At 25.3% G+C, this 2,728-nt stretch carries 2 protein-coding genes; both read right to left on the bottom strand.

Annotation, left to right across the window (positions count from 1 at the left end; all coding sequences use genetic code 11):
• Nucleotides 1-421 precede the first annotated feature (421 nt).
• Complete coding sequence (locus tag RJT62_RS02600) at nt 422-1,003, bottom strand: glutamine amidotransferase-related protein (protein WP_343153982.1); 582 nt, start codon at nt 1,001-1,003, stop codon at nt 422-424.
• 1 nt (nt 1,004) lies between these two features.
• Nucleotides 1,005-2,561, bottom strand: a complete 1,557-nt coding sequence (locus RJT62_RS02595) for an anthranilate synthase component 1 (RefSeq protein ID WP_343153983.1) — start codon at nt 2,559-2,561, stop codon at nt 1,005-1,007.
• Nucleotides 2,562-2,728 lie beyond the last annotated feature (167 nt).

The raw sequence follows: 2,728 nt of genomic DNA, 5'->3' as shown, positions 1-2,728 counted from the left end.
AATATTAGTATTAATTAATATTAATTAAAAAAACACAATAATAACAATCTTTAAAGTTTATTTGATGGATGTACGAAGAGTTATTCGATAGTTATCCCCAGACTTATCTACAGAAATATCAGATATGTCCACAGGTTAGACCAAAATAAAAAAGATGCCAGTTTTTAGGCTTTCTCCGGCGTTTATTTGATGGATGTACGAAGAGTTATTCGATAGTTATCCCCAGACTTATCTACAGAAATATCAGATATGTCCACAGGTTAGACCAAAATAAAAAAGATGCCAGTTTTTAGGCTTTCTCCGGCGTTTATTTGATGGATGTACGAAGAGTTATTCGATAGTTATCCCCAGACTTATCTACAGAAATATCAGATATGTCCACAGGTTAGACCAAAATAAAAAAGATGCCAGTTTTTAGGCTTTATAAATTACACCATTCTATCACCCTTTCTAAAAAAAATGTTCCTTTGGTTGTTATTATAGATTCGGGATGAAATTGAAATCCGCAAATTCTATCAGTATTATTTCTTACTGACATTACTATATTCTTAAAAAATGAATTTATAACTAATGTATTTGGAATTTTTGTACCAATAAGTGAATGATATCTAGCTACTGTAAATGGATTTGAGATATTAAAAAACATCTCTTTTTCATCATGTTTAATTAACGATGCTTTTCCGTGTAAAATTTCGTTAGCTGATGTTATTTCTCCACCATATGATTTTATAATTGCTTGATGTCCTAAACAAATTCCAATGACAGGAATTTTACTTTTTACTTTTTCTATTAATTTTATCATGCAACCTGCATCTTCGGGATTTCCTGGACCAGGAGAAAGAACTAAAATTGGGTTTTTTACATTTTTTAATTTTTTTAAAATTACATTTACATTAATATGATTTCTATAAATTAAAACATGATGACCTAGTGTTCTTAATTGATCTACTAAATTATATGTAAAAGAATCCATATTATCTAATAAGATTATATTATTTTGCATTCTAAAAAATGTCTCCTTTAAAGTTATGAGCTTTGCTTATAGCCATGAGTACAGCTAATGCTTTATTTTTGCTTTCATTGGCTTCTTCTTTCGGAATAGAGTCAAATACTACTCCTGCTCCAGACTGTATAGTTGCAACTTTATCTTTTACATAAGCTGATCTGATTATAATACATGTATCAAATATTTGTGAAATAGTAAAATACCCTATAGATCCTCCATAACTTCCCCGGCTTTTTTTTTCTATTTTTGATATTAGTTCCATTGCTTTTATTTTTGGAGCTCCTGTTAAAGTTCCCATATTCATACAGGCTTGATATGCATGGAATATATCCAAATCAGTTTTTAATTTTCCTACTACTTTTGAGACTAAATGCATTACACATGAATATTTGTCTACTTTCATTAACTCAGAAACGTATCTTGTTCCAGGTTCACATATTTTAGCTAAATCATTTCTTGCCAAATCAACTAGCATTAAATGTTCACTTAATTCTTTTTGATCAGTCCTCATTTCTAATTCAATTCTGCTATCCAAATCCAAATCTATAGAACCATCTTCTTTTTTTCCTCTAGGCCTAGTACCTGCTATTGGATAAATTTCTATTTCTCTATTAATAGGATTAAACTTTAAAGAACTTTCTGGAGAAGCACCAAACAAAATAAATTCCTTATCTTGCATAAAAAACATGTAAGGACTTGGATTTTCTTTTTTAAGTAATTTATATGAAAGTAAAGAATTTTCACAAGGTAAATAAAATTTTCTTGATGGAACTATTTGAAAAATTTCTCCATTTTGAATTTCAATTTTCATTTTTTTTACAATTTTGCAAAATTCTGAATCGCTTATATTTTTAGTTAATTTGAAATTTTTTATTTTTTTGAAAGGTACTTCATTTTCTAATTTTAGTAATTTTTTTTCAATTTCTAGAACTCGATTAGCTAATCTTTCTTCTTCTGAATGATTTTTTTTAAATAAAGTTGTTTGTATTAAGCAAGTTTTTTTTTTATGGTCTAAAATGATTAAGACTTCTGCTAAATAAAAACAAAAATCTGGACATTCATTGTCATCTTTTAATGAAGGTAGTTTTTCAAAGTTAGAAACTAAGTCATAAGAAAATAAACCTCCAAAAAACATTGATTTAGGATATTTTTCAGATTTTTTAAAATTTTTGAACATTAACCGAAAACATTCAAAAATAGAATTTGATCTTAATTTTTTATCTTCATCAAAATTTTTAGTTTCATTTAAAATTTTTAAAATTAAATTTTTTTTATAAGAAATTATCTTAATATTATTGGATAATGAATTAAGTAATAATTTAATAATTTCTTTTCCATTTTTTGAATATGGAACAAAAGTAACAGTATTTTTTTTGGAAAAAATTTTCAGTGCAGTATCTGAAATAATCATGCTTTCCAAAGCATGCTTATTTTTTATTTCTGCTGATTCTAAAAGTAAAGTAGAATGTTTTTTTTTACAAATATTATGAAAAATAATGGTTGGATCAGATCTGTAAATTGTTTTTTTTTGTTTAGTATAAATTTTATTATTCATTTTTTATTTTTTTAAATATTTTTTTAATTTCTTTGAAAAAAAAATTAAAAAAAAATATTTTTTACAATCCAATTACTTTACAGAAAAAAGAAAAAAAGTCAAATGATATTGTTATCTATTAAGAAAAAAATAATATTAAATATTAATGTTAAATATTAATACTAAAT

This window comes from Buchnera aphidicola (Mindarus keteleerifoliae), assembly GCF_039392895.1.
In the GTDB taxonomy this organism is placed as follows: Bacteria; Pseudomonadota; Gammaproteobacteria; order Enterobacterales; family Enterobacteriaceae; genus Buchnera_A; species Buchnera_A aphidicola_A.
This window is presented reverse-complemented; position numbering and strand designations above follow the sequence as displayed.

What these genes read in the sequence shown, in the direction of transcription:
- RJT62_RS02600 (WP_343153982.1), bottom strand. Translation starts at nt 1,003, where the DNA reads ATGCAAAATAATATAATCTTATTAGATAATATGGATTCTTTTACATAT.
- RJT62_RS02595 (WP_343153983.1), bottom strand. Translation starts at nt 2,561, where the DNA reads ATGAATAATAAAATTTATACTAAACAAAAAAAAACAATTTACAGATCT.